Annotated in this window: 22 protein-coding genes and 2 pseudogenes; 6 read left to right on the top strand and 18 right to left on the bottom strand. The window is 64.9% G+C overall.

The genetic code is table 11. The features are described from left to right. From QCE63_RS19540 to QCE63_RS19525, 4 genes are read right to left on the bottom strand one after another with little or no spacing between them, the layout of a single operon-like run. Complete coding sequence (locus QCE63_RS19540) at positions 1-1020, bottom strand: VWA domain-containing protein (protein ID WP_309835258.1); 1020 nt, start codon at positions 1018-1020, stop codon at positions 1-3. Further along, on the bottom strand, positions 1007-1522 hold the full coding sequence (locus QCE63_RS19535; RefSeq protein WP_309835257.1) for a DUF4381 domain-containing protein: 516 nt from the start codon (positions 1520-1522) through the stop codon (positions 1007-1009). The genes QCE63_RS19540 and QCE63_RS19535 overlap by 14 nt, the downstream gene beginning before the upstream one ends. After that, positions 1519-2481 (bottom strand): DUF58 domain-containing protein, encoded by a 963-nt coding sequence (locus tag QCE63_RS19530; protein WP_309835256.1) that lies wholly within the window; start codon positions 2479-2481, stop codon positions 1519-1521. Before QCE63_RS19530 ends, QCE63_RS19535 begins: the two co-directional genes overlap by 4 nt. Before the next feature lie 19 nt (positions 2482-2500). After that, positions 2501-3460 (bottom strand): MoxR family ATPase, encoded by a 960-nt coding sequence (locus QCE63_RS19525; RefSeq protein WP_309835254.1) that lies wholly within the window; start codon positions 3458-3460, stop codon positions 2501-2503. Between the two features lie 441 nt (positions 3461-3901). Between QCE63_RS19525 and QCE63_RS19520 the strand changes: the two genes are divergently transcribed. The 4 genes from QCE63_RS19520 to QCE63_RS19505 all read left to right on the top strand — a co-directional run bounded on the left by QCE63_RS19520 (position 3902) and on the right by QCE63_RS19505 (position 10374). Then, the gene (locus tag QCE63_RS19520; protein ID WP_309835498.1) at positions 3902-4975 is read left to right on the top strand and encodes a formylglycine-generating enzyme family protein; all 1074 of its coding nucleotides are present in this window, start codon (positions 3902-3904) and stop codon (positions 4973-4975) included. Then, on the top strand, positions 4938-6011 hold the full coding sequence (locus tag QCE63_RS19515; protein ID WP_309835252.1) for an HAD family hydrolase: 1074 nt from the start codon (positions 4938-4940) through the stop codon (positions 6009-6011). The genes QCE63_RS19520 and QCE63_RS19515 overlap by 38 nt, the downstream gene beginning before the upstream one ends. 25 nt (positions 6012-6036) lie before the next feature. Next, a complete protein-coding gene (locus tag QCE63_RS19510) occupies positions 6037-7716 on the top strand; it encodes an arylsulfatase (protein WP_309835251.1) in 1680 nt (559 codons plus the stop codon). Positions 7717-7791: 75 nt separating this feature from the next. After that, a complete protein-coding gene (locus QCE63_RS19505) occupies positions 7792-10374 on the top strand; it encodes a fused MFS/spermidine synthase (protein WP_309835250.1) in 2583 nt (860 codons plus the stop codon). Here QCE63_RS19505 and QCE63_RS19500 read toward each other — a convergent pair. From QCE63_RS19500 to QCE63_RS19460, 9 genes are all read right to left on the bottom strand, one after another. Further along, entirely contained in the window at positions 10371-11342 is a 972-nt protein-coding gene (locus QCE63_RS19500) for a transporter (protein WP_309835248.1), read from the bottom strand. The two genes, QCE63_RS19505 and QCE63_RS19500, sit on opposite strands and share 4 nt — an antisense overlap. A gap of 315 nt (positions 11343-11657) precedes the next feature. Then, entirely contained in the window at positions 11658-12911 is a 1254-nt protein-coding gene (locus QCE63_RS19495) for an arsenic transporter (protein ID WP_309835247.1), read from the bottom strand. After that, the gene (locus tag QCE63_RS19490; protein WP_309835245.1) at positions 12908-14146 is read right to left on the bottom strand and encodes an MFS transporter; all 1239 of its coding nucleotides are present in this window, start codon (positions 14144-14146) and stop codon (positions 12908-12910) included. Before QCE63_RS19490 ends, QCE63_RS19495 begins: the two co-directional genes overlap by 4 nt. Positions 14147-14149: 3 nt before the next feature. Beyond that, positions 14150-15265, bottom strand: a complete 1116-nt coding sequence (locus QCE63_RS19485) for a metallophosphoesterase (protein ID WP_309835244.1) — start codon at positions 15263-15265, stop codon at positions 14150-14152. A 32-nt stretch (positions 15266-15297) separates the two neighbouring features. After that, positions 15298-15849 carry a hypothetical protein gene (locus tag QCE63_RS19480; protein WP_309835242.1) on the bottom strand — a complete coding sequence of 184 codons (552 nt, stop codon included), beginning with the start codon at positions 15847-15849 and terminating at the stop codon, positions 15298-15300. Positions 15850-15882: 33 nt separating this feature from the next. Next, complete coding sequence (locus QCE63_RS19475) at positions 15883-16626, bottom strand: hypothetical protein (RefSeq protein WP_309835241.1); 744 nt, start codon at positions 16624-16626, stop codon at positions 15883-15885. 140 nt (positions 16627-16766) lie between these two features. Continuing rightward, positions 16767-18137, bottom strand: a complete 1371-nt coding sequence (locus QCE63_RS19470) for a sigma-54 dependent transcriptional regulator (RefSeq protein ID WP_309835240.1) — start codon at positions 18135-18137, stop codon at positions 16767-16769. After that, positions 18122-19606: a HAMP domain-containing sensor histidine kinase gene (locus QCE63_RS19465; protein WP_309835239.1), complete on the bottom strand. Its 1485-nt coding sequence runs from the start codon at positions 19604-19606 to the stop codon at positions 18122-18124. The genes QCE63_RS19470 and QCE63_RS19465 overlap by 16 nt, the downstream gene beginning before the upstream one ends. Positions 19607-19676: 70 nt before the next feature. After that, a complete protein-coding gene (locus tag QCE63_RS19460; protein WP_309835238.1) occupies positions 19677-20579 on the bottom strand; it encodes a LysR family transcriptional regulator in 903 nt (300 codons plus the stop codon). A 105-nt stretch (positions 20580-20684) separates the two neighbouring features. On the opposite strand from QCE63_RS19460, the gene QCE63_RS19455 reads away from it, so the two are divergent. Both QCE63_RS19455 and QCE63_RS19450 read left to right on the top strand, forming a co-directional pair. Further along, positions 20685-21344, top strand: a complete 660-nt coding sequence (locus QCE63_RS19455; RefSeq protein WP_309835237.1) for a peroxiredoxin-like family protein — start codon at positions 20685-20687, stop codon at positions 21342-21344. A 142-nt stretch (positions 21345-21486) separates the two neighbouring features. Next, a pseudogene (locus QCE63_RS19450) lies at positions 21487-21924 on the top strand (efflux RND transporter permease subunit); the annotation flags it as partial. Positions 21925-21944: 20 nt separating this feature from the next. Here the strand turns inward: QCE63_RS19450 and QCE63_RS19445 are convergent. From QCE63_RS19445 to QCE63_RS19420, 5 genes and pseudogenes are all read right to left on the bottom strand, one after another. Further along, positions 21945-22797: pseudogene (locus QCE63_RS19445) on the bottom strand (CPBP family intramembrane glutamic endopeptidase). Positions 22798-23133: 336 nt separating this feature from the next. After that, a complete protein-coding gene (locus QCE63_RS19435) occupies positions 23134-23412 on the bottom strand; it encodes a hypothetical protein (RefSeq protein WP_309835236.1) in 279 nt (92 codons plus the stop codon). Positions 23413-23469: 57 nt separating this feature from the next. Next, entirely contained in the window at positions 23470-24000 is a 531-nt protein-coding gene (locus QCE63_RS19430) for a GNAT family N-acetyltransferase (protein ID WP_309835235.1), read from the bottom strand. A gap of 66 nt (positions 24001-24066) precedes the next feature. Continuing rightward, positions 24067-24600 (bottom strand): YbhB/YbcL family Raf kinase inhibitor-like protein, encoded by a 534-nt coding sequence (locus QCE63_RS19425; RefSeq protein WP_309835234.1) that lies wholly within the window; start codon positions 24598-24600, stop codon positions 24067-24069. 141 nt (positions 24601-24741) lie between these two features. Then, positions 24742-25683, bottom strand: a complete 942-nt coding sequence (locus QCE63_RS19420; protein WP_309835233.1) for a LysR family transcriptional regulator — start codon at positions 25681-25683, stop codon at positions 24742-24744. Positions 25684-25690: the final 7 nt, after the last annotated feature.

The following is a 25690-nucleotide window of genomic DNA, read 5'->3' as shown; positions in this document are numbered from 1 at the left end:
TCAGGCCTCCGCCTCGTCCGTCGCGCTCGCGTGGCGCGGCGCACGCAGCAGCGCGATGCAATACGCGAGGACGTGATACAACGCGAGGAGCGACACGGCCAGCGCAAGCGGCACCCAATAGAACTCGCGCTGCGGCCGGTAGATCTCGCGCTTGATCTTTTCAGGCGTCATCTTGTCGATCTCCGCATAGACGGCGGCGAGATCCTGCTCGCGGCCGAGTGCGCGAAAGGTGCTGCCGCCCGTCGTTTTCGCGATGCGCGCGAGCGCGTCGAGATCGACCTTGTCCTCGCCTTGCGTGCCCGGATCGCCGATGCCGATCGTATGCACGACGATGCCGTGCTGCTTCGCGATGCGCGCCGCCTGCTCGGGCGGAATCGCACTCGCGGTGTCGTTGCCGTCGGTGAGCAGCACGAGCACTTTCTCCTGCGTGGGCGTGTCCTCCATCAGCTTTACCGAAAGACCGATCGCATCGCCGATAGCCGTGCGCGGCCCCGCCATGCCGATGCGCATCGTGTCGAGCAGCATCAGCACGCTCTCGTGATCGAGCGTGAGCGGCGCCTGCGGATACGCGGCATCGCCGAACACGACGAGACCGATGCGGTCTTCCTTACGCTTCGCGATGAAATCCGCGACCACGCGTTTCACCGCGCTCAGGCGATCCATGCGCCCGTTGGTCGCGGTGTCGATGAAATCGCGCTCGCTCATCGACTGCGACAGATCGATCGCGAGCAGCAGATCGCGCGCGGGCATGTCGCGCGTGACCGGTGCTTCGACGAAGACGGGCCGCGCCGCCGCGATCAGCAACAGCACCCACAGGAAGGGCATCAGGAGGCGCTGCAGCCAGTTGCTGCGCAGACGCACACCGCCGGGCGCGGGCTTCTCGCCGGCGGCTTCGGCCATCTCCTGAAAGAAAGGCACCCGCACGGCCGACGCCGCCGTGCGATACGCGGGCACGAGCCACCACACGAGCGCGGGCAGCGGCGAGAGCACGAACATCCACGGAAACTCAAACTTCCACATGGTGATGACCGATCCACTCGCGCGCGGCGTCGATGAGCCTCTGCGCCTCTTGCTGCGTGATCTCCGCGAGACGCTCGCGCGGCGCATAACTTGCCATATAGAGCAGCGCGCCGCTTTCGTCGTCGAACGAGTCGTGTGTCTTCTTCAGATACGCGAGCCACGATGCCCCGCTCAACGATGCGACTTCGGCACGCGGCGCGGCCGCGAGCGCCGTGCGCTTGATGAGCGGCGCGATGTCGCCGAGCGCCGCCGGGCGCATGGCTTCATCGCCGAGTTGCGCTTCGATCCGCGCGAGTTCGGCCAGCGCCTCGCGGCGGTAACGCGCCTTCTCGTAACGGCGCCACGCGCGCCATGCAATAGCCAGTGCGATCACCACGAGCAGCACCGCGACGAACACCCAGCCGATGGTTTGCGGCACATAGGAAACCGGCGCGGGCAACGGCAACTCGCGCAGCGAATAGAGCGCGGCGGGCGTGTCGCGCGGAACGAGCGCGTCGCTCATAGGCCGCTTCTCAACGTATGACGCGGACGCTCGCCGAACAGTTTGCGCACCTGATCCACGACCGGCTCCGCCGTCGACAAAGCCATCAACGGCACGCCGCTCGCGCGCAGCAAGTCCGCGATCTCGGCAGCGCGTCCCTTGAAGAGACTCGCGAGCGGCGCGCGCACGCGTTCGTTCTCGACGCGCAATTCCACTTGCAGGCGCCCTTCGCTCACGACGAGCGCGCGAGGCTCGGGCATGCGTTGCCACATCGGGTCGAAGACGAGCGCGGCGATCACGTCGTTGTGCGCCGCGAGCTGGCGCAAGAGCTGTCGCGTGCGTTCATCGGCGCCGGCAAAATCGCTCATGATGCACACGAGAAAATCATGGCCCGAGATCTGCAGCACGCCTTCGAGCGCGGCGTTCAGTTGGGCGTAGTTCGTGCGCGCGGCGCTGTCGGCGGCGAGCGCGCGGTTCATGCGCCCGATCGCGCCGAACAGCATCTCAATGCGCGTCCTGCTGCGCAAAGGCCTCACGCGCACGAGTTCATCGTCGCCGAAGACGACGCCGCCCACGCGATCGCCCGCGGCGAAGCCCATCCATACGGCGAGCGCGGCGGCTTCGGCGGCGACGACCGACTTGAACGCGTGATTCGATCCGAAGAACATGCTCATGCGCTGATCCACCACCACGAGCAACGGACGGTCGCGCTCCTCGGTGTACACGCGCACATGCGGCTTGCCGGTGCGCAGGCTCACGCGCCAGTCGAGGTGACGGATATCGTCGCCCGGAAGATAGCCGCGCAATTCCTCGAAGTTCATGCCGCGTCCGCGCATGCGTGACGCATGCCGCCCCGACAGAATGCTCGACACCGGCGCGGGCGCGAGAAAGCTCAGGCCGCGCGCGCGCAATTCGAGGCGCGCGAGATGCGCGGCATCGACATACACGGTTCCGATCGGATCCTCCGCGCTCGCCGTCATCGACAACGTTCCTCCGGAATTACGCAGGCACGGCCACTTTCTCCACCAGCCGGTCGATCACTTTGTCCGCGCTGACGTTGTCCGCGTTCGCGTCGTACGACAGCAACAGACGATGACGCAACACGGGATGAATCACCGCGCGCACGTCGTCGGGCGTGACGAACTCGCGCGCATCGAGCCACGCATGCACGCGGCTCGCGCGGTCCAGCCCGATCGCGCCGCGCGGACTTGCGCCCACGTCAATCCACTTGCCGAGATCGGCATCGATCGTTTCGCCGTGCCGCGTCGCATTCACGAGCGAGACGACGTAATCGTCGATGGCGGGCGCCACGCTCACGCGCCGCGCCGCCGCGCGCGCCGCGAAGATGTCTTCCTGCGAGAGCATGTCGAAACGCGACGTCTCGCCCTCGCTCTCACGCCGCAGCATGCGCAGCATCTCGCACTCGCTTTGCGGCGACGGATACGTGATCAGCACCTTCAGAAGGAAACGGTCCATCTGCGCTTCGGGCAGCGGGTACGTTCCCTCTTGTTCGATGGGATTTTGCGTCGCCATCACAAGGAAGAGATCGGGCATTGCATGGGTCTTGCCGGATACCGAGATCTGCCGTTCTTCCATCGCTTCGAGCAAGGCGGACTGCACCTTCGCGGGCGCGCGGTTGATTTCGTCGGCGAGGATCAGATTGCCGAAGATTGGGCCGGGCTGAAACGTGAGCGCGCGTTCCGTGCCCGACTGCAGCAGCGTTTCGCCGCCGGTGATGTCCGAAGGCAGCAGGTCGGGCGTGAACTGGATGCGCTTCATCGTGGCGGCGAGGCGCGCGGCGATGGCCTTCACGGTGCGCGTCTTCGCGAGGCCCGGCAGACTTTCGAGCAGCACATGGCCATCGGCGAGCAGTGCGATCATGATCTGCCGCACGACGGCTTCCTGTCCCACGACCGCTTGCCCGATGCTCGCTTCGAAACGCCGGATGGTATCGCGCATGACTGGCTCGTTCCCGATGGTTGGTCCATCTCGTGCAGCGGCCCGTCGCGTTCGACGCCCGCGTGAGCGACAAGTTACTGGAGCCGGGCGCTTTCGTCAAAACATCGCGTCGCTTCTTATTTTGGAATTTTCTGCGAGTTGAGATGCAGGTCGGCGGGCATTTGTGCCTGCGTGACATCGCTTAAAAAAAGATTGAATTCGGGTATGCGTTCGTATATTGGTGGAGCCGGCTATCGTCGAAACAGTGGTCGATGCGCGAGCGGAGTAACGCACATGGCGGACAGATCCACTAAGCGGAAACCGGCGGCACGCGAAGCAGACGCAGGGCGCGCACCATCACTGTTACCGGCTGCTCGTGGCGCACGCACGCGCCGCATGGCGCTCTGGGCCGTGCTGCTGCTTCTGTGCCCTGCGCTCGTCGGCTATGCCGTGGGCTGGGCCATGACCGAACACGCCAAGCCACAGGTTCGCATCGTGCTTGGCGACGGCGTGCACGGTCCGCAAGGCATGGCATGGGTGCCGGGCGGCGAATTCCTGATGGGCAGCGACAGCACACTCGCCCAACCGAACGAGCGTCCCGCGCACAAGGCGCGGGTGCACGGCTTCTGGATGGACGAGCATCACGTAACCAACGCGGAGTTCCGCAGGTTTGTCCAGGCGACTGGTTACGTCACCACCGCCGAAAAGAAGCCCGACTGGGACACCCTCAAGGTGCAACTGCCGCGCGGCACGCCGCGCCCGCCCGACAGCGCACTCGTGGCCGGCGCGATGGTGTTCGTCGGCACGAAGGAACAGGTCTCGCTGCAGGACTACTCGCGCTGGTGGCGCTTCGTGCCCGGCGCGGACTGGCGGCATCCGACCGGACCGTCCAGCAATATTGACGGCAAGGACGATCACCCGGTCGTGCAGGTCTCGTATGAAGACGCCGAAACCTACGCGAAGTGGGCCGGCAAGCGTCTGCCGACCGAAGCCGAATGGGAGTTCGCCGCGCGCGGCGGTCTCGATCAGGCCACGTATGCATGGGGCAATCAGTTCACGCCCGAAGGCAAGCAGATGGCCAACGTCTGGCAAGGCCAGCAGCAGCAGGCCTTTCCCGTGGTCAACGCCAAGGCCGGCGGCGCGGCGGGCACGAGTTCCGTGGGCAGCTTCCCCGCGAATGGCTACGGCCTCTCCGACATGACCGGCAACGCATGGCAATGGACCGCCGACTGGTATCGTGCGGACCAGTTCAGGCGCGAGGCGTCCATCGGCGGCGTGGTCGACGAACCGAAAGGCCCGTCCGAGTCGTGGGACCCGGCCGATCCCGGCGTGCCCGTGCAGGCGCCCAAGCGCGTCACGCGCGGCGGCTCGTTCCTGTGCAACGAAGCCTATTGCCTGAGCTATCGCCCGAGCGCGCGGCGCGGCACCGATCCGTATAACAGCATGTCGCATCTGGGGTTCCGGCTCGTGATGGACAAGGACACTTGGGATCGGACGCATGGCCAGCCGACATCGATCAATACGGCAGCGCGCTGAGCGTCTGCTCGCATTCGCAGCGACGCTGCTCGCCGCGCTGGTCATCGCCGGTTGCGCGAGCCGCGGCGACACCGCGAGCGTCGCGCCCGCGCAGAGCGCGCAGACCCAGCCCGCCGCGACCACGGTCCTGCCGTCGTGGCGCGAAGGCCCCGCGCGCGAAGCGATCATCAAGTTCGTCGACGGCGTGACCCGCGAAGGCTCGCCTTCTTACGTGCCGCCCGCCGAACGCATCGCGGTCTTCGACAACGACGGCACCTTATGGAGCGAGCAGCCGCTCTACTTCCAGTTCGTGTTCATGCTGGAAGAAGTGAAGACGGTCGCGCCGAAACATCCCGAGTGGCGCAACAATCCGGCGTTTCGTGCACTCGCCGCGCACGATCAGGCGGCGATCGCGGCCCAGCAGAAAGAAGTGATGAAGCTCGTCGCGATCGCGAACAGCGGCATGACGGTCGATGAATACGACAGCGCGATCCGCGCATGGCTCGCGACGGCGAAGCATCCGAAGTTCCAGCGGCCCTACACCGAGCTCGTCTATCAGCCGCAGCTCGAATTGCTCGCGTATCTGCGCGCGAACGGCTTCAAGACGTTCATCGTGTCGGGCGGGACGGTCGAATTCATGCGCGTGTTCGCCGAGCGCGTCTACGGCATTCCACCCGAGCAAGTGGTGGGATCAAGCCAGGTCGTGAAGTATGAAATGCACGACGGCAAGCTCGCGCTCGTGCGCGAGCCGAAGATCGATTTCGTCGATGACGGTCCGGGCAAGCCCGTCGGCATCTATCGCAACATCGGGCGCAGGCCGATCCTCGCTTTCGGCAACTCGGACGGCGATCTGCAGATGCTGCAATACACCGCCGAACAAACGCGGCCGCATCTTGCGCTCATCGTGCATCACGACGACGCTACGCGCGAGTTCGCGTACGACCGGCAATCGAAGGTCGGCAAGCTTGATAGAGCCTGGGACGAAGCACTTGCGAAGGGTTGGATCGTCGTGAGCATGAAGGACGACTGGAACGCGATTTATCCGCCGGGACAGTAGTTTGCATCGCCATTGGAGAACAACGATGACAAAACTGAAGCTTCGACGCATGCGCTATCTCGCCGGGGCGCTCGCTGCGATCGCGGCGTTAAGCGTGCTGATCGTCCCGCCGATGATCTCGACGGCGCAAACGCAAAACACCGCGAAGCCCGCCGCGCCCGCGAAACCCGCCGCGCAGAACAACGCCAAGCCCGCCGACAACCAGAATCAGAACCAGAACTCGAAGAAGCCAAACATCCTCGTGATCTTCGGCGACGACATCGGGCAGACCAACATCAGCGCGTATAGCAAGGGCGTGGTCGGCTATGAGACGCCAAACATCGACCGCATCGCCAGCGAAGGAATGCTCTTTACCGATTACTACGCGGAGAACAGTTGCACGGCGGGCCGCTCGACCTTCATCACCGGCGAAGTGACGCTGCGCACGGGCCTGTCGAAGGTCGGCGTTCCGGGCGCGCCGGTCGGGTTGCAGGCGTCGAACATCACGATCGCGCAGGCGTTGAAGCCGCTCGGCTATGCGACCGGCCAGTTCGGCAAGAACCATCTCGGTGATCGCAACGAGTATCTGCCGACCGCACACGGTTTCGACGAGTTCTTCGGCAATCTGTACCACCTGAACGCGGAAGAGGAGCCGGAACGTCCCTACTATCCGAAGAACGATCAGGCATGGGTGAAGGCCAACGCCCCGCGCGGCGTGATCCATTCGTTCGCGGACGGCAAGGTCCAGGACACGGGCCCGCTCAACACCAAGCGCATGGAGACGATCGACGACGAAACCACGCAGGCCGCGATCGACTTCATGAACAAGCAGGCGAAGGCAGACAAGCCGTTCTTCGTGTGGATGAACACGACGCGCATGCACCTCTTCACGCACGTGCGTCCTTCGATGCAGGGTCAGAGTGGCATGCCGGGCAACGAATATGCAGACGGCATGATCGAGCACGACGGCGACGTGGGCAAGCTGCTAAAGGCGCTGGACGATCTGAAGATCACCGACAACACGATCGTCGTCTACACGACGGACAACGGGCCGAACCAGTTCTCATGGCCCGATGCCGCGACCACACCGTTCCGCAGCGAAAAAGACACCAACTGGGAAGGCGCGTTCCGCGTGCCCGCGATGGTCCGATGGCCGGGGCACATCAAACCGGCGAGCGTCTCGCGGCAGATGATGTCAGGGCTCGACTGGTTCCCGACGCTACTGGCCGCCGCGGGCGATACGAATATCGGCGACCGTCTGCTGAAGGGCGCATCGATCGGCGGCAAGACCTTCAAGAACCACCTGGACGGCTATAACTTCCTGCCCTATCTGACGGGACAGGCGAAGGAAGGGCCGCGCCACGAGTTCTACTATTTCAACGACGATGGCGTGCTCGTCGCGATGCGCTATAACGACTGGAAGTTCGTCTTCTGCGAACAGCGCGAGCCGGGCGGCTTCGTGGTGTGGGCGAATCCGTTCACCTGCCTGCGCGTGCCGAAGATGTTCAACCTGCGCATGGATCCGTATGAACGCGCGGACATCGTCTCCAACCAGTACTACGACTGGACGACGAAGAACGCTTATTTTATCTCGTACGCGTCGTCGAAAGTCGCACCGTTCCTCGCGACGTTCAAGGACTATCCGCCGAGCCAGCGGCCGGCCAGCTTCAGCATCGACCAGATGACCGAAGCGCTGATGAAGAACCTCGGCAGCACCGGCAAGTAAGCATCATTCGTTCGACGGCCACGCCCGCTGCATCGCAAGACGCAGCGGGCTTTTTTGCAAGGACGCACTCACACGATGAGCCATCTCAGCGCCGACCATCCGAAATCGAACCGACGCGCCGCGGCCAGCGAGACGCGCCGCGCGCATACGGATGACACGCCCGTCGCGCAACGCACCACCGTGCCCGCGCTGCTGCTGTTCGCGTCCGGCATGGCCGCGCTCATCTATCAGGTGTTGTGGGTGAAGCAGCTCACGCTAGTCGTGGGCATCGAGGTGCAGGCGATCACTATCGCGATTGGCGCGTTCTTCGCGGGCCTCGCCATCGGCGGATGGTGCTTCGGCAAGCTCGCCGATCGCGTCGCGCGGCCCTTCCTGCTGTATGCCGCGCTGGAGATCGCCGCGTTGCTGCTCGGGATCGGCGCGACGCATGCGCTCGCGCACAGCGCCGCATCGTTCGCCACGTTGCAGGCGAGCGCGGGCCCGCTCGCGTGGGCGCTGCCCTTCGCGCTCGTCGGGCTGCCCGCCATCGCGATGGGCGGCACGGTGCCCGTGCTCACGCGCGCGCTAGCGCCCTCGCGGCGCGGCGTGGGCGGCACGGGCGGACGGCTCTATGCGGCCAACACCGCAGGCGCGATCACCGGCGCGCTGCTACCCGCGTTTCTGCTGATTCCACTGCTGGGCGTGCAAGGAAGCGCGCTGGCCGCCGCCGGACTGAACGCCGTCGCGGCGCTCGGCGCGATGGCGATCGCGCGTCACGCGCCACCGTCGCTCGCCGCCGATGCGCCGAACGCGCATAGCCCCGCCGACGCCGGCCGCGCGCGCGTCGCGGTCGCGCTGTATGCGGTCGCGGGCGGGATCGCGCTCGGCTATGAGATTGTGTGGTCACAGGCCATCGCGCAGTTCATCAGCACGCGCAGCTTCGCGTTTTCCATCGTGCTCGCGACCTATTTGCTCGGGCTCGCGCTCGGCAGCGCGATCGCGGCGCGCTGGGTCGACCGCGTGCGCGATCCGTGGAGCGCCTTCGGCGTGCTGATTGGCCTGGCGGGGCTCGCCGCGCTCGGCGGCGTCGCGGGCGCGGGCGGCTGGCTCACGGCGGCGCAACGGCATGCATCCGCGCTCGCGCTCGCCGCGACCGGCAATCTGCTCACATCGATGTGCGCGAGCTTCGCGGTGGCCGCCTCCGCGATCGTCCTCGTGCCGACGCTCCTGCTCGGCGCCGCGTTCCCCTTTGCATTGCGCATGGTCGCGAACGGCCACGCGGACCGCGCGAAGTCCGGCATCGGCGCGGATGTCGGGCGCGTGCTCGCGCTCAATACGGCCGGCGGCATCGCGGGCACGCTGTTCGCGGGCTTCGAGCTCGTGCCCTCGCTCGGGCTCATTCGCTCGCTGGGCGTGCTCGCGGTGGCGGCGGCGCTCATCGGTCTGTCGGCGGCGTTGAGCGGGAATGCGGCGCGGCGGGCGGGCATCGTCGCGTGCGCGTCGATTGCGGCGCTCTCGGTGATCGTCGCGATCGTCACGCCCGCCGACCGGCTCGGCGCGTTGCTCGCGAAGGCGCATGGCGGCAGCCTCGCGTACTACGAGGAAAGCGCGGGCGGCACGGTCGCCGTGCTCGAACGGGGCGACGGGCCGCAGCGCTTTCGCCGGCTCTACATTCAGGGCGTCTCGAATTCCGGCGATGCCATGACCTCGCGCCGCTACATGCGCCTGCAGGCGCTAGCGCCGCTGATGGCGCACACGGGCACGCCGCGCTCGGCGCTCGTGATCGGGCTCGGCACGGGCATCACGGGCGGCGCGCTGCTCACCTGGCCGACGCTCGAAAAGCGCGTCGTTGCGGAGTTGCTGCCTTCGGTCGTGCGCGCGTCAGCGCGTTTCGACGGCAACTTCGGCATGAGCGCCGATCCGCGCATCGATCTACGCGTCGCGGATGGCCGCCGCGAGCTCCTTGCGCGCAGCGAGCACTACGATCTCGTCACGCTGGAGCCGCCGCCGCCGTCCGCCGCGGGCGTCGTCAATCTGTACTCGACGGACTTCTATCGCCTCGCGGCGGCGCGGCTGAACGAGGGCGGCATCGTCGCGCAATGGCTGCCGCTCGCGACGCAGAACGAGGATCAGACGCGCTCGCTCATCCAGAGCTTCCTCCGCGTGTTTCCGCATGCGGCGCTATGGACGACCGAGTTTCACGAAATGATGCTCGTCGGTTCGATGCTGCCGATGCCGCTCGACGTGCCGCGCCTGCGCGCGCGTTTCGCGCAGCCCGATGTCGCACGCGCACTGCGCGAGGTCGGCATCGCGTCGCCCGAAGCGTTCGCGGCGACGTGGGTCGCGGACCGCTCCGCGCTCGCCTATTACGCGGAAGACGCGCGTCCCGTCACCGACGACGATCCGAGTATCGAATACGCGCCGTGGGTGCGTCGCGGCGATTTCCCCGTCACGCTCGCGCGTTTGCTCGCGCTGCAGAGCGAGCCGCCGCTGACCCGCGCCGACGCCGCGTTCACCGACACGCTCGCCGCCGAGCGCCGCACGCTGCATACGTTCTACCGCGCGGGACTCGACGCGTATCGCGGGGACCGCGATGCGTGGACGCGCGACATCGGCGCGGTGATGCAGGCGGATCGCACGAATCCGTACTATCGCTGGGTGATCGGCACACCGGACTAGAACACGAGCGTGGCCGTCGCCATGATGGTCTTCGTGCTCTTCAGCCGGTTCGTGCTCGTGACCGAAGGCACCCAGCGCAGGCTCGCGGAGAGCGGCCGCTTGCCGTCGAGCTTGGTGTCATAAGTGACGATAGGACCGACCGTGAAGTCGTGCCCGACGAAACCGTCGAGACGGTCGGCGGTCGGGCCGGTATCGTGCCCGAGCTGCTGCACCGTACCCATCACGACGCCCATGCCGACGCCGTTCACGAACTTCTTCAGGGCCATCACGTCGAGCGTGAACAAGGGCGCGTTCTGATAATTGGTCGCCGTGTTCTTCGTATAGAACTGAAAGCCCATCACCGCATCGAACTCGAGGCCGTATTTAGGCACGAGCTTCGTGTAGGCGATCTGTGGCACGAAGGTCCAGTTGTTCAGGCTCGGATTGGCGAGGGCATTCGCTTCGTACTGGCCCGTCGGCGCCCAGACGTTGAACGACAGCGCGATGTGATCAGTCGCCGAGAAATGGTAGCCCGCCTCGATCGGCGTGAGGAGCATGTCGTACAGATTCGACGTGCGGTCGCTCGTCGTTCTGTTGAGCTGGCCGACGGCGAAGGTGCCGGTCACCTTCTCCCAGATGTACGGCAGCGTGATGCCCGAGGCGAACGACCAGCCGCCGTAGCTGCCCCATACTTTAAGCAGGCTCGCGAGCGTGAGCGACAATTCGCCGTTCAGGCCGAGTGAACTCTGGCCCGCGATCGGCACCTGACGGCCGCCGGTGATCGAACCGTCGAGGTAGATCGTTTGCAGGTTCGCGATCCACATCGGCTCCGTCGGCACGATGCCCACGCCCGAGAGCACGCTCGTGCCCGCGACGGGACGTCCGAGCGCGCCTTCCGTCGCCGACGCGCTGCCTGCGCAGAGTATCGATACCGCTGCCAATACCGCCTTCTGCAAGCGCCTCTTCGAGCGATGCTGTCGTGCATTCATCCGCGCTCTCATGAATTGGCCTCCATCCGCTTTCAGTCTGCATCCGCCTGGAGCGATTACCGCCTACAGCAATATTGGAATTTATCGGCTTTGTAAAGACGCGCCTTGAAGTGTTGCTGTGATCGACGTCTCCCCATGTTGAAGGTCTGTACACCCCCCACACCGCCCAGCGCGACATAGGAAAACGAACACGCAAGCAGCCTGTATGGTTTCCCACGTCCATCGCCGCACGCGGCATGCGACGGCGTCGCGGGATGATGAAGGGATAAATCCACGCGCTGCTCATGTTTCATGTCTCCGCAGGCAAGGCAAACCTCAATGCGCAAGCAAAAGCCGACAGCCAAGCGCCAAAACGAGCGCTGGAACCATGACAACAAACCCGACCTTCAGAAACTGCATGAAGCTCACTTCCTCGCCTTCCCGACGAATCGACGACAGCCAGAGGATCGTCGCGAGCGAGCCGGTGATCGAAAGATTCGGTCCGAGGTCCACGCCGATCAACAGCGCATCGATGACGCGCTCCGGACTGTGCGCCTGCAAGGCCGTCGCGCTGGCGATGAGTCCGGCGGGCAGGTTATTGATCGCGTTGCTTCCGAACGCGATGACGAGACCCGATACCGCGGCCGTCATCGGTTGATTCTGCTGGCTTGCCTGCCCCAGAAACGCCGAGAGTTCGCGTATGACGCCCGTATGATCGAGCACCTCGACGAGTACGAAAAGCCCCGCGACGAGCGGCAACACGCTCCACGAGATTTCGCTGACAAGTTCGACGGGAGACTGGCGCTCCTTGATCAACACGACCGATGCCGTGACGATGCCAAGAACGGCAGTAGGCAGACCGAGTTGCAGATCGAACGCGGAAACGACCAGAAGCGCAATCGCCGTCACGCCCATGCTCGCCAGCGTGAGCTTGCCGTTCGTGCTGAGCGGTTCAACCGGCAGATCGCGCGCGCACGCACCGCTCAGATTCGCGCGCTGAGTCCAGCGCAACATGACGAACGTAGCGATGATCGACAACGCCGATGGCAACGCAAAGCGCGCCACCCACAAACCGAGCGCGGGCGTGTGGTTCGCATAGAGCACGAGGTTCGCCGGATTCGAGATCGGCAGGACGAAGCTCGCCGCATTGGCAATGAACGCGCATACGTACAGCAAGGGAAGCGGCTTCGTATTCGCCTTCCTTGCAGCAGCGAACACCGCAGGCGTGAGAACGACGGCGGCCGCGTCGTTCGACAGAAACGTCGTCACCACCACGCCCACAAGATAGACGAGCAGGAACAACCTGCGCGGCGAACCCTTAGCGCAATTGACGGCATGTACCGCCACCCAGTCGAACAAGCCTTCACGGCGTCCGAGTTCCGAAAGCAGCATCATGCCGATGAGAAACAGATAAACATCCGTACCCTTGCCAATCGCCTGCCAGGCAAGCTGCGCGGGAATCAACCCGAGCACGACGAGGATGATTGCGCCGGCCACGGCCCAGATCGCTTCGGGCCAGCGGAACGGCCGCAGGATCACACCGGCAGTCGCGGCGAACGCGATGCCCCATGAAAGAAAAATCGGATTCATGTCGTCAGAGGAGCGTCGTGAGTCACGTCGCGGCCAAGACCGCACGCTTTTTTAAGCGTCGTGCCGAAGAGGAGCCACAGCGCGAGCGATCCCGTCGATACACCGCCGAGCACGAGAAAGGCGCTCGCATAACCGAAGTGTTGAGCGAGCATGCCACCCAGCGCCGGGCTCAGCGCCGCGCCCGCGCCTTGCACCGTCATGACCACGCCCTGACCGACATTCACCCGTCCCGTCCCTTGCAGCAGTCGCACCACCAACGCAGGCACCGCGACGCTCTGCAAACCCGCGCCGATGCCATCGAGCGCCTGAACCGGCCACACGCCCCAGGCGGTGATGAACATCGCGGCAATCATGCCGCGCAACGGCAGCGCGAAGAACGTGATCAGGATCACGCCCCAGTAGCCGATTCGCTGAATGAGGCGGTTCGCGAAGCATGCCGCGACGACCATCACGAGTTGCGCGACGACGATCGTCTGCGCGGTAAAGGCGCTCGGATCGCCCTGATGCGCTGCAACGACTGCGAGGCCATAAAGCGGCAGCATCGCCGCATTGCCGAGATGAAACATCGCGAGCGACGCGGCGAGCAGCAGCAAGGGCCGGCACGTCAACAAGACGCGAAAGCCGCTCGCATGCTCATGCTCAGGATCCGACGCTCCCGAGCCCCCAAGCCCCCGCGCGCTGTCATGATCGATCGCATCGCGGCGGATGAGCAGCGTCGAGATGACCATCAGAACGGCGAACACACCGGCCAATCCGAACACCGCACCGAATCCGTATCGCCAGCCGAGCCAGCCCGACAGCGCCGCGCCAACCACATTGCCCGCGTGATTCGCCACCTGATTACGCCCGAACTGCCGGTCGAAACCTTTCTCGCGCACGATGCCCAAGGTCACGCCGGCCACCGCCGGCCCAAGCGCCGCCCCCGTCACGGCCGTGAAGATCTGCGACGCCGCCACCATCCAGTAACTGTGCGATACCCACAGCACGAGCGACGCAAGCGTCGTCATCACACCCGCGATGACGATGATGCCGCGCTTGTGATGCGTGGCATCGACCAGCGCACCTGCCGGAGAAGTCGCGAGCATGCCCGCGATGCCGCCCAGCGTCATGACCGTGCCGATCGCCTCGGGAAGCCAGCCATGCGCCTGAAGAAAGACGCCAAGGAACGGCCCGATGCCCGCCTGAACATCGGCCATGAAGAAGTTCAGTCCTTCGAGCGCGTAGCGGGGATTCATGGCTCACCAATGACGTCCGTTCTTGTTGGGCCCGAACTGCGAGCCGACGATGCCGTGTTCCGGCCAGGGTTCGACAGCGTGCGCATCGGTGCCGAGCGCCGAGTGATGCCTGATGTGCCGGTCCGCGCGGCCCACTGCCGGAAGCGCGATGGAATCCTCGCCGCTGCGCCCGTCAGCCGTGCGGGCAGTCACCGTCAAAGGCAGCCGATAGCTTGCGGTGACAGCAGGCAGATGCGCCTGCCAGATCCCGGCTTCATCGGCGCGCGGAGAAAACTCGATGGGAATGCCTTCGAGACTTCCTGTGACGGACACGATCTCGTCATCCGACACCAGCACGCGCACGCAATGTTCGCCGGTGGAGCGCGGCGCCGAGCGGCTGCGATGCAGCCGCCAATCGGACGGACGCGTAATCATGACGAACGGCCAAGCGGCATCCAGCGCTCGAAACTTCCAGCTCACGACGCCGCCGTCGACTGCCGCCACCGAAAACCCCGGGCGACCGTCGTCTTCCTCGATCTGCCCCGTGGAACGAGTCGCCGCGTAAACCACCCAGCCGTCGTTGAGCAACTCGTTGTAGTGCGTGTGACCGGTGTCGACCATGGCGACATTGGCGCGTGCAAACGCGTACGCCAATGCGTGCCCATCGGCGATATCGCCGGGATAGGCGTGCATGAACACGACCGGCGGTTCAAGGTCCTGCGCGGACGAAGCGAGTTCCGCTTCGAGCCACACAACGTCCGCGCTCGACAGCCTGAAATCCGCACCCCCGCACCCGGCCGAGATGACATCCAGGAAGAGGCATCGATGGCCGTTCACGAGGCGCGACATCGGCAACGGCGCATTGGCGAAGGCGTTGAACGCGTCCAGGTTGCCAGGCTCGTAGTCGTGATCGCCGGGAATGGCATGGAGCGGCGGCTTCAGTTTCGACACTTCAGCGAAGATGCGATGAAACTGCTCGGGCGTTCCGTTATTGGCGTTGTCGCCCGGCAGGAAGGCGAAGTCGACACGGCCGGCCAAGTGTCGATTGACCTGCTGGATCATCGACTTCAGATGGTCGAGGCTTTCATAGCGGTCATCGTTCGACGCATGAAGGTCGCCGAAATGCACCCAGCTCAACATCGCACATGCTCCTTGAATGTGGTGCGGCCTTGTCAGTCGGCTTGGGGTGCATCGACGAGTGCGGCAATTTCATCGACCTCGATCGTGCGCCCGTGCCGGTTCTTCACGCCATGCCCCCAAGCGTGAACGTGCGCGCCCGGCATCAGATAGGAGGCCAGTTCGGCGGCGGCATGAGGCGGCATGCGCAACGATGTGCCGTCGTCCAGCAGCGCCCCGCGCAATTCGCCTTTCGGACCGAACAGCGACAGCGCCACTTCGCCGGATGCGTCCATCGGTTTGCGTTCGACGTCGGGCTTGTGATGCGGCTTGCCGTCGTGATGCGGGCCTTCGTCGAGAATCACGACGCCGCTTTTAGTGGTCAGCGAGACGGCGGCGAGCATGTCGGCATCGCGAGGCTTGACGCCGCGTACGCGTATGGAGTCGCCGAGCGCAACGTGACGCGCGAGTTGTTTTGACAGATGCGGAGGAACGTGAACCTGACGCGAGCCGACGACGAGGCCGTCGACTTCACCATGCGGGTTCAATAAAAAGCGTGTGACCTTGCCGCGGGTTTCAGGAAGGCTCGTGGGGTCGATCCAATGCATGTTCATGATCCTTTATGTTGTGGTTGCGTGGCTTCAGGGCATCGGCGCGTTGCGGTCGTAGAGCGGAGTCAGCTTGCCCGGCGAGCCAAAGGCTGTTGCCTGAAGCGCGGTGCCGTATTGATTCTTCGTGCCATAGCCTTGCGCCGATACCGTCGCGCCTGTACGCACCAGCGCCGCGAACTGTTGAGCCACGGGCGGCGTGAGCTTGATGACCGTGCCGTCGGAGAGGATCACGCCGTCGGGTTCGCCGCGCGGCGCGGTCGTGATGTGCGCCACCTGTCCTTGCGCGCTCAGCGGCGAGAGTCCCGCGCCGCGCGCCGCGCGTGGCAGCGGCGGGTCGCCGCGCATCGGCGGTTCGTCGATGACTTGCCGGCCCGTCTGCGTGTCGGTGATGCGCTGGGCCGCGAAGCTGCCGCCTTCCTCGCGCCTTCCGCTCACTTGCACGGAATCGCCGCGACGCACCGCCGAGGTCAGTTGCGCGCTCATATGCGGAGGAAAGCGCACGAGAACGCCGTCGTCGGTCATGAAGCCATCGACATCGCCATCCGGATTCGTCAGGAAGCGCGCGACCGTGCCTTGCGTGGTCGCCATGGAAGCCGCATCGGCGAGCGGAGGCGGCGGAGGCATCGGCGCTCCGGCGACGGGCGGCGGAGGCGCATCCGGCCCGACAGGCGGAGGGTTCGGCGTTGCAGCGGGTTGTGCAGCGCAGCCGGCGCTCGCCGCGAGCAAGGCCGAGAGCACAGCGATTCGCAAGTTCGGGTACAGGGTCGATGGCATGATTCACTCCTTTCGCGTAGCGAGGAATCATTTGCAAGGGCCATGCCATTCGGAAAACGCCGCTGGCTCAAGGCGTTGCGCGATCGAGCCGTGAGGAAGTGTCAAGGAACCCGACAGCACGTGTCCGGTTCTTTGACGCTCTAGGCCGAAGCCTCCGACATGCCCAGCGCCGCCATGCGCGTATAGAGCGACTGGCGGCTGATGCCGAGCCGCCGCGCCGCCTCTGCGCGATTGCCGCCCGACGCCGACAGCGCATGAACGATCAGCGCGCGCTCCAGTTGCGCCACTGCTTGCGGCAGCGGAAGGTCGAGCAGCGCAGCAGGAATCGCGTCATCCTCTCCGTCTCGGGTCGCGATCAGAAACGCGAAGTCTTCACGCGTCAGCACCGGTCCGGGCGCAAGCGCGCTGGCCCGTTCGATCGCATTGGCCAGTTCCCGCACGTTGCCCGGCCACGCAAACGTGGCGAGCAGGCGCTGGGCATCGGCGGAAAGATGCTTGCGCGCGACATCAGTCGATGCGCCCGCCAGGAAATGCTCGGCAAGCGGCAGGATATCGGCGACGCGCTCGCGCAGCGGCGGCATATGCAACGGAATCACGTTCAGCCGGAACAGCAGGTCCTGCCGGAACGCGCCCGTCTCGACCATCGCGGCGAGATTGCGATGCGTGGCGGCGACCACGCGCACATCGACCGTTACGATCCGGTTGGTGCCCAACGGCGTCACTTGCCGCTCCTGAAGCACGCGCAGGAGTTTGGCCTGCATGGACAGCGGCATGTCGCCGATTTCATCGAGAAACAGCGTGCCGCCATGCGCCTCTTCGATGCGTCCTCGCCGGTCGCTGTGCGCGCCGGTGAACGCGCCCTTGCCGTGCCCGAAGAGTTCGCTTTCGAGCAGGTCGTCGGGAATGGCCGCGCAGTTCACCGCGACGAACGGACCGCTCGCCCGCGCCGAAGCACGGTGCAGCACGCGTGCCGCGATCTCCTTGCCGGTGCCCGTTTCGCCGGTGATCAGCACGGTCGAATGGCCACTCGCCGCGCGGCCGAGGCGCTTCTGCACCTCACGCATGGCCTCGCTCACGCCGAGGAGTTGCGGCTCATCGGAGCGTGCCTCGTCGGCGAACACGGTCGCGGCAGGCGTCTCGACCCGCGCCGACAGAATGCGTTTCAGCAGCGCGGCAATCTCGTCGCGTCCAACCGGCTTGGTGAGGTGCTCGAACGCGCCGAGCCGCATCGCGCCGATGGTGTTGTCGCTGGTGGCGTGCGCGGTGAGCATCACGACCGGCACGGTCTGTAGCCCCGGCGTGTTGCGCAGCTTCTCCAGCACGACGAGGCCGTCCGCGCCCGGCAAGCGGAAATCGAGAAAGATGCAGTCGGGCGCGGGACGCCCGCGCAACTGCGCGAACGCGTCGTCGCCGGAACGCGCCTCGGACGCCGCGTAGCCCAGGTCCTGCACGGTTTCCGCGAGGCCTTCGCGGAACGCGTCGTCGTCGTCGATGATCAGGATGGTCGCCATGGCAAGTCGATCACAAAGCGTGTCACGTTCGAATCTTCCGCAAGCCAGGCGCGGCCGCCATGCGCCGACGCGATCTCACGCACGACGGCGAGACCAAGGCCCGATCCGTCAGGACGGCCCGTCACGAACGGTTCGAAGATCCGCTCCCGTTCGGCGGGGCTGACGCCGGGACCATTATCGATGACTTCGAGCCTGAGCCGTTCACTTCCTTCCGCCACGGTCCGGTACGCGCGAACCATCACATTCGATCCCGTCGGCGTATGCCTGAGCGCGTTCACGAGCAGATTGTCGAGCGCACGCGCCAATTGCGCGGGATCGAACACCGGCTGCGTCGAGCCTGGCGCGACATCGGCGCCGAGCGTGACATGCCTGCTTTCCGCGTGCGATTCGTGCGTGTGAACGATATCGTCGAGCCATGCGCGCAGATCGACTTCACGGGCGTGGACCGTCACCGATTGCGTCAGAGCCAGCAGGCTCGTCACCTGCAATTCGATGCGTCCCACTTGCTCGATGATCGTCTTCAACGCGGCTTCCCGACGTGCGCCGTCGCCGGCCAGCGCGTTCTCGGCCTTGAGCCGCATCGCGCCCGCCGGATTGCGAATCTCATGCGCGATCTGCGCCGCCATCTTCCCCAGCGTGCTGAAGCGCTCGGCCTGTGCGAGTTGCTGGTTCAGCGTGCTGGCATCGCGCTTGAGTCGCTCGGCCCGCTCGCCATAGCGGTTGAGTGCATCGACGATCGGGTCGAGATCGCGCTCGCCGAAACGCTCGAGCCGCGTGCCCTGCTCGAATCCGCTGTCGGGTGCGAGCGCATGTTCCAGCCGGGCGAGGTTCCGTCTCCATCGCCTGAGCGTCAGCGCCAGAAACAGCGCCAGCACGACGATGACCGCGAGCACGCCCGCCAGAATCGCGCTGGCGCGTTCGCCGTAAGGTCCGAGCGGCGGGCGCGCGCGCGTGAGCGTCCAGGCGAGCAGGTCCGCGTGACGCGGCACCGGACAGGCCACGGCGAGCACGGCGTCGCTGCCGCTCGACACGATATCGGACTGCAACTGTCCCGCACTCGATGCGCTCTTCAGCGCGCGCAGAATGAGCGGCGTCTCGGCTTCGGGAATGTCGCGCTTGACGCCGCTGCCGCCATAGGTCGGAAACGCGTACGCAATGAAGCCGTTCGATGCATTCGAAGGCGGTTCGCTGGTCCAGAAGCCGCCTTCGATACCCTCGGTCTGGATCAGCACGAGATCGAGCACGGCGTGCATCAGATCGACGTTGGTTTCGCCGGGACGCTGCATCGACAGGTCGTAGCGCGAGGCAACCGCCGTGCAGGCGGCCGCCGCCTGCTGCTTTGCGGTGACGACACGCTCGCCCAGCGCTGACGACAACATGAGCCATACCGCGACACTCAGCAGGCCGCAGAGCACGGCGATGAGCGTCCAGAGCGTGAGCAGCTGAGTTGAAAACGACGGTCTCGGCATGAAGGGACCATGAGGGATCTGATGTGGCGGACTTTATAGCAAGTCTTCTGCCAAGCGTAAGACGCGGGTCTTAACCTCTCTCGACTGAAATCGGCGCGACTTCCTCCACGAGGTAATCGACCAACGCGCGCGCGGCGGGCCGTGAACCCCGACCCGGCGGAAACACGGCGTGAACCTCGACAGGATCGAGCGCCCAGTCCTCCAGAACCCGCACGAGCCGTCCATCGGCGATCTCGTTCCGGCATCCCCAATAGCCCACCGTCAGTATTCCCAGCCCCGCAACCGCCGCGGCCGTCGCCCCTTCGTTCACGGAAGTCGCAAAGCGCCCCTCGCCGCGAAACGAAACCTCGCGTCTATCCTTCCTGAGCGTCCAGCCCAGCGACGCCACGCTCGACGGCCCGAGCACGAACGCGTGGTCGCTCAGATCGGCGGGTTCGAGCGGACGGCCCGCTCGCTCCAGATAACTTGGCGCGGCCACCAGCAAGCGGGCGGAACGCCCCAGCAAGCGCGATCGCGCGCTCGAATCTGGCAGCGTGCCGAAACGGATCGCGACGTCCGCGCCTTCCGCAATCAAGTCCTGGCGATCGTCCGCCATCAGCAACTCGACATGCAATGCCGGATGCAAGGCCATGAACCGGCCGATGCGCGGAATCACTTCGCGAATTCCGAAGCTCGTCGACAGCGCCACGCGCAGTTGCCCGCGCAGCTCCGAACTGCCGCGCGCCACGTGATCCGCTTCTTCGAGCGCGTCGAGAATCGCTTCCACACGCGTCAGATAGTCCGCGCCGGCGTCGGTCAGCTTCACGGCCCGCGTGCTTCGGGTAAAGAGCGCCGCGCCGACGTCCGCTTCCAGTTCGGCGATCTGCCTCGATACCGACGGCTGGCTCAGACCGAGTTCGCGGCCGGCCCGGCTGAAGCTCGATGTATGGGCGACCCGCACGAAGAGCCGCAGCGTCGAAAGCTTGTCATTCATTTGTCGGGCGGATAACTGAAAGTCATCCGCGCATTCTACCGGCCTTCGTGCGAATGAATCACTATGACTTCACGCCAACACCGGCGAGTCAATCAGGAGCGGAACATGACACTGCAAGCAAAACTGGATGCCTTCAAGTCGCACTTCGAAAGCAAGGTTGCACCGCGCGAAGTTGTCGAGATTTTTCACCGGACCACCGCCGAGCTGGTGGCAAGCGGCCAGGCCGAACGATCGCTCAAGGTGGGCGACCCTGCGCCAACTTTCACGCTCACCACGGCCGAAGGCGAGCGCGTCTCGTCGACGGAGATGCTCGAACAGGGGCCGCTCGTCGTCACGTTCTATCGCGGCGTCTGGTGTCCGTACTGCAATCTCGACTTGCAGGCTATCGAAGAAGTGGCGGACGAGATCCGCGCGCTCGGCGCGACGCTCGTATCGCTCTCGATGCAGACCGCGGACAACAGCCTGAAGTCGCAACGTCAGAACAAGCTCAGCTATCCGATCCTCGTGGATGAAGGCGGCAAGACGGCCGATGCCTTCGGTATCCGCTTCCGCCTGCAGGACGAACTGATCGATGCGTACAAGGGCTTCAACGTCGATCTGCCCGCCATCAATGGCGAGCCGAGCTGGACGCTGCCGATGCCTGCGCGTTACGTGATTGCACGCGACGGCACGATTGCCTACGCCGAAGTCAGCCCCGACTACACGCAGCGCCCCGACCCGAGCGAACTCGTTGCCGTGCTCCAGCGCATGAAGGAAACCGCCTGAAAAGCATGGCGATGTAGATCTCGATTGTCTCGTGTGAAGCGCCAGAGCGTCGCCCGATCGCGCGTTTATCCGCGCTCGGGCCATCGCCATACTCATGGCCATCACCAGGACTCGCACAGGCGAAGAGATCCGGAGGCACTTCATGAACATTTCCCAATTCTTCATCGACCGGCCGATCTTCGCGGCCATGCTCTCGGTGGTCATCCTGCTCGCCGCGCTCATCGCGCTCACGAAGCTGCCGACGGCGGAGTATCCCGAAGTCGTGCCGCCTTCGGTGGTGGTGCGTGCGCAGTATCCGGGCGCCAACCCGAAGGTGATTGCCGAGACGGTGGCCGCGCCCATCGAGGAGCAGATCAACGGCGTCGAGAACATGCTGTGTATGCAGTCGCAAGCGAACAGCGACGGCAACCTGACGACCACCGTGACGTTCAAGCTCGGCACCGATCCCGACAAGGCGCAGCAACTCGTGCAGAACCGTGTGTCGCAAGCCTTGCCGCGCCTGCCGCAAGACGTGCAGCGGCTCGGCGTGATGACCGTGAAGTCGTCGCCCACCTTGACGATGGGCGTGAATGTCGTGTCGCAGGCGAGCGGCATCGCCGGTTACGGCATGCCGGGCGCCTGAAGCATCGGATAAGTAAAGAGCAGGAAGTGCGCCGCGTTCAGCCCGAAGTGCAAGGATCGCGGCGCCCAGGCCGCCATGGCGGTACGCCAGTCCATAGCCGATACCCGCGACGGTTGCCAGCACCATCCATTGCCAGCCGCCGGGGAAATGCGCCAGGCCGAACACGAGCGCCGCGATGCATAACGCGATGACGTCCGCATACGCGAAGCGCTTGAGCAGGCGCGACAGGCCGCCCTGGAGGTAACCGCGGAAAAGAGCTTCTTCGGTCACCGTGACGAGCAGCACATTGTTCAACATGAAGAGCCATGTGGATGCAGGAAGCTTCGGCTCCCATCTCACGAGTCCCAACGCCAGCGCAAGCAGCAAACAGACGATCGTAGTTCCCGCGACGCCTGCGACGCCCGCTTTCAACGATGCTGCCGGTGCATGGCGCGGCCGTATCCATGGGCAGGCAAGCAGCAGCCAGAATCCGACGAGCGGTTTGTCGAGATTCAAGAACATCGTGAACGGCGCGGCGTCCGCTGTAAAGCGCTCGGGTCCGATGACGCGCAGGTTATTGAAACCCGGCATCCAGTGCATGCTCAGTGCCACAGCCAGCACGATAAAAACGGCGTGCCCGGCATAGCGCATCCACGCCTGACGCTGCGGAGCGACGGCAAACGCCGCAGCCAGCAGCAGGCCGAGTGACAGGGCGGCAAGCGGCGTGAGTTGCCCGTTGGACAATGCCGCAGCATAGCCGAGGATGAGCAGACCGGGGACGAGCCATCGCGCAGCAGGCGACCACACAGCCGGCACGGCGAGAAAGAGCGCGATGAAAGGTGCGGCGATCATGAGCATGATTCGTCGAGTGTATGTCTGTCGAGACGTGAATGATGACGGCTTCGGGTTAAAGCCGAAGCCGGCTGATGCGCATGCGCACGGCGGACGGATCGCCGTTTGAGAAATCGTGGCATCGGCACGCCATATCAGCGAGGCCCGATTTCACGCCTGACCCGGCGCGGTTCTGGCAGCGTTCCATCCGAGCGCGTTGAAGATGTCGTAACGGACGATGCCCACGTACTCGTGGAGCGCCAGATCCGCGACGGTCCGCTGGAAAGAAAGCGCTTCGTTTCTCGAATGAGAACCAGCGCCCGGCGATGAATGTAAGCCTGATTTATTAGAAGGGCGTTAGATGGATTCATCACCGCAGCGGACGAGCGCTTTTACCTTTGATGTCTTTCGCGTAATCGTCGAGGTGACGTCATCGGCATCGGGCATTGCTGATGCGCTGCCGTACATGCCGCGCTTGTCGATTCGAACCGACGCGATACCTCGATCGAACAGTCCTTCGGCAAGCAGCCGGTAGGTTGCCGCTTGAACGCCGAATGGATTGTTGCCGTCCCTATCGGTCGAACCCGGTCCCGGCACGATCAACACTACCGGAACATCGCTTGCAGCAGGCGACACCAGCCTACCCCTCAGCGGCCGGCCGGCCCCGGGATTTCAATATCTTCATGCAGCATGTCAACGCAACTGCTTGTGGAAAAACGTCGTGCCACACAAGCCGCCGTCGGGCATCAGCGCGTAGTTCGGAACACCGCCTACGCATTGCCATCCTGTGCGTCGGTACAGTCGCTCAGCATCGCCGCCCGTCACAGTATCCAGCACGAGCACAGACTTGCGGGCCTGACGCGCGAAGTCATCGACTGCTTCCATCAACCGCGCGGCGATGCCTCGACGCCTCGCGTCGCGGCGCACCAGCATCTTGGCTACATCGGCGCGATGAGGCTGGTTTTCCGGCTGCGCGACGATCAATTGCACCGTGCCGACCACCCGGCCTTCTGCGTCCTCGGCAATCAGGAGGATCCGTTCATTGCGGGTCACGCCATGCGCGACGTCCGTCCAGAAGCGGACCGCGGTCTCCCTCGAGATCGGCAGCATGAAGCTGACGGAAGCGCCTCCTTCTACGCAGTCGATGAGCACATCGGCCAACGCATCGATGTATGAAGCAGCTTCCCCGGGATGCAGGGCACGGATGCTTATGTTTTCACTCATCGTGCCCGCTCCGTAGTCAGAGAGCTTGATTGTCGGACAAACATCAAGCCATTGTAGAGTGGCCGTTCATCGCCGGTACCGCCCGACAACCGTCGACCCCGTGAGCGTATGTCCCGCAATCCGCCCTTGCAGCGCCGCATAGTTCAGCCCCGCAGGCAACTCGCCGGGCGCAAGATCAGTAGCGGTGACAGTCAGCAGATAATGATGCGGCGTATCGCCCACAGGCGGGCAAGGACCGCGATATTCAGCGGCCCCTGTCATATTCAACCCCACCGACGCTGCCGCTGAAGCAACCGCCCCCGCATCCAGCTTCGAAGGCTCCGGCGCGAGGTTATAGGCAATCCAGTGCGTCACGCCGATGCCCTTCGGCCCGTTCGGGTCCGTGAGCGTGACCACGACGCTGCGGGTGGCGGGCGGCAGATCATGCCAAGCCACGGGCAGGCTGACGTTCTCACCGCCGCACACGCCGGGACCGGCATAGCGTGCGGCGATGGTCCCGCCGTCTTCGAACGCGGGACTGGTCACGCTGAAGCTGGCTGCGTGCGCGGTGCAGGCGAGCGTCGACAAGGCAAGGGCGGCCGCGCCGGTGAAAGGGCGCAAGAATTTAGAATCAAGAAGAAGCATGGGCATCGTGCGAACAAAGGCTAAAGGGCAAAGAGCCAATGCTAGCGTCTACGCATACCGCAAGTCATTCCCGGCACCGCGCGACTTAATTGCCGATATTCGCAATACCGCCCATGTTCACTCGCCCGGCCGCAACGGCCACCGGTCAGCCAGCGCCTTGCACACATAGTCGCCGAAGCTGAGCGCCGCAGTCCCGTGCTCGGCCCTGCGCGATACCACCAGGCTGTAGTTACGCCGCAGATTCAAACCGTCCAGATGAACCACGGTCCCTTCGGGCGCGCGCCGCCGCTTGGTCACATTGTGCGAGAGCAGGGCGATACCGAGCCCGGCGTCGAGCATGCCGGTCAGGGTGGTCACATCGCTGACCGTCGTGGTGCGCGGCGGCTTGAGGCGGCGCGCTTCCATGGCCGTGTTGATCATCTCGAGCATCGGCTGATACTGATCGATCAACATCAGGGTCTCGCCCACCAGCTTCTCCAGCCCGATACGTCCCGCGCCGAACAGCGCATGGGTCTCGGGCACCACCATCACGACTTCATCGCTGGCAATGGGCGTGGCGCTGAAGCGGTCGTCGGCGCGATCGAACGACACCACGGCCATGTCCGCTTCACCCGAGTCCAGCGCATTGAGGATCTCGGGGTAACGCAGGTCCAGCAACTGGACCTCGACATCGGTGTAACGCGCGCAGTAGTCGCGAATGAGCGCAGGCATATAGAGCGCGGCAATCAGCGGCGTGGCGGCAATGCTCACGCGCTGGCGCGCCTGTCCCGCGCGTTGCAGGAACGACTCCACCAGATCGCCCAGCGACGCCAGCGCCCGCGTTGCCTCGGCGAGCAGCAGTGCGCCGTCCGCGGTCGGCTCCACATGACGTGTCGTGCGAATCAGCAGCTTGGTATGCAGCGCGGTTTCGAGTCGCTGGATGCGGCCCGACACGGAGGGCTGAGAGAGGTTCAGTTGAGCGGCAGCAGCGCGAAAACTACCCAGTTCGGCGACGGCGATAAAAGTCTCGAGTTCGGCGAGGTCGATACGTTGCAGCGTGTTTCTCATTGCGATGGGCATGTTCCGC

Origin of the sequence: Caballeronia sp. LZ065, assembly GCF_031450975.1 — a bacterium.
GTDB lineage: Bacteria > Pseudomonadota > Gammaproteobacteria > Burkholderiales > Burkholderiaceae > Caballeronia.
Note: the sequence above shows the minus strand (reverse complement) of the source record. Positions and strands in the feature narration are given on the sequence as shown.